The following is a 1,885-nucleotide window of genomic DNA, read 5'->3' as shown; positions in this document are numbered from 1 at the left end:
GCACGTTGGAGCGTGGAGAAAAGCATATGTAGGCATGAGTAACGATAATGCGGGTGAGAAACCCGCACGCCGATAGACTAAGGTTTCCAATTCAACGCTAATCGGAATTGGGTTAGTCGGGACCTAAGGGGAAGCCGAAAGGTGCACTCGATGGACAGCAGGTTAATATTCCTGTACTAATGGTAGCAAGTGATGCAGTGACGCAGAAGTGAAAGCACCGCGGGCGGACGGAAGTGCCCGTTGAAGGCCGTAGGTATTGGGACCGTAGTTAAGTACGCGGACCTAGCCGAAAGCTGATAGTACCGTACGACCTTCGGGTCACGCGGATAGTGTGCCTAATCGGACTGCCAAGAAAACCTGCTAAGCGTTTTAAAGCTATTATTACCCGTACCGCAAACCGACACAGGTAGTCAAGGAGAGTATCCTGAGGCGCTCGAGTGAATCACGGCCAAGGAACTCGGCAAAATGGACCTGTAACTTCGGGAGAAGGGTCGCTTCCTCGTTGCAAGACGAGAAGCCGCAGTGAAAAGGCCCAGGCGACTGTTTAACAAAAACACATGACTTTGCTAACGCGCAAGCGGACGTATAAGGTCTGACACCTGCCCGGTGCCGGAAGGTTAAGAGGGGAACTTAGTCGCAAGGCGAAGGTTTGAATCGAAGCCCCGGTAAACGGCGGCCGTAACTATAACGGTCCTAAGGTAGCGAAATTCCTTGTCGGGTAAGTTCCGACCTGCACGAATGGTGTAACGATCTGGGCGCTGTCTCAGCCGTGAGCTCGGTGAAATTGTAGTCTCGGTGAAGATGCCGAGTACCCGCCACGGGACGGAAAGACCCCGTGCACCTTTACTATAGGTTGCCATTGGTGTTGGGTTCGGCATGTGTAGCATAGGCGGGAGGCGCTGAGCCGGGGACGCTAGTTCTCGGGGAGCCAACGTTGAAATACCGCCCTTGCCGTGCCTGATGCCTAATCCCGAGTAATTCGGGAGACAGTGGCTGCTGGGTAGTTTGACTGGGGTGGTCGCCTCCAAAAGAGTATCGGAGGCTTTCAAAGGTCCACTCAGTACGCTTGGTAACCGTACGCAGAGCGCAATAGCATAAGTGGGCTTGACTGTGAGGCCGACTAGCCGAGCAGGGTCGAAAGACGGATATAGTGATCCGGTGGTTCCGCATGGAAGGGCCATCGCTCAAAGGATAAAAGGTACGCCGGGGATAACAGGCTGATCTCCCCCAAGAGCTCATATCGACGGGGAGGTTTGGCACCTCGATGTCGGCTCGTCACGTCCTGGGGCTGGAGAAGGTCCCAAGGGTTCGGCTGTTCGCCGATTAAAGTGGCACGCGAGCTGGGTTCAGAACGTCGTGAGACAGTTCGGTCCCTATCTGTGGTGGGCGTTGGAAATTTGACAGGACCTGTCCTTAGTACGAGAGGACCGGGATGGACCAGCCGCTGGTGCGCCGGTTGTACCGCCAGGTGCAGCGCCGGGTAGCTACGCTGGGACGAGATAAGCGCTGAAAGCATCTAAGTGCGAAACTCACCTGGAGATGAGATTTCCCAATGGAAGGCCCGTCGGAGATGACGACGTTGATAGGCGGCAGGTGAAAAACTAGAAATAGAATAGCTGAGCCGTACTAAGTGGCCGAGGGCTTCTTTTCATCCGCAAGGATGGCGTCGAGCGCGCAGAATACGTTTCGTTTTTGTCCCCTTATGTCGAGTTATTGAGGAGTGTGTTCCTGCGCAAGCAGGGCCAGAACACGCACACTCCCCGCCAGCAATGGTGGCTTTAGCCCGGGTGTTCACCTCTTCCCATTCCGAACAGAGTCGTTAAGCCCCGGTGCGCCTATGGTACTGCCTTCACCGGTGGGAGAGTCGGTCGCCGCCAACCTTACA

General features: G+C 55.2%; 1 rRNA gene and 1 other annotated feature (1 of these 2 cut by a window edge). The gene reads left to right on the top strand.

Annotated features, from left to right (window positions below):
• Window positions 1-1,650, top strand: a sequence feature (most likely nonfunctional fraction of RNA operon) (it extends 2,631 nt beyond the left edge of the window).
• Between the two features lie 118 nt (window positions 1,651-1,768).
• Window positions 1,769-1,880: ribosomal RNA gene (gene rrf / locus HBN54_RS23125) — 5S ribosomal RNA — on the top strand.
• Window positions 1,881-1,885: the final 5 nt, after the last annotated feature.

Origin of the sequence: Hymenobacter artigasi, from assembly GCF_012275535.1 — a bacterium.
GTDB lineage: Bacteria > Bacteroidota > Bacteroidia > Cytophagales > Hymenobacteraceae > Hymenobacter > Hymenobacter artigasi.
The sequence above is the reverse complement of the archived record's forward strand: the minus strand, read 5'-3'. Positions and strand labels throughout refer to the sequence as shown.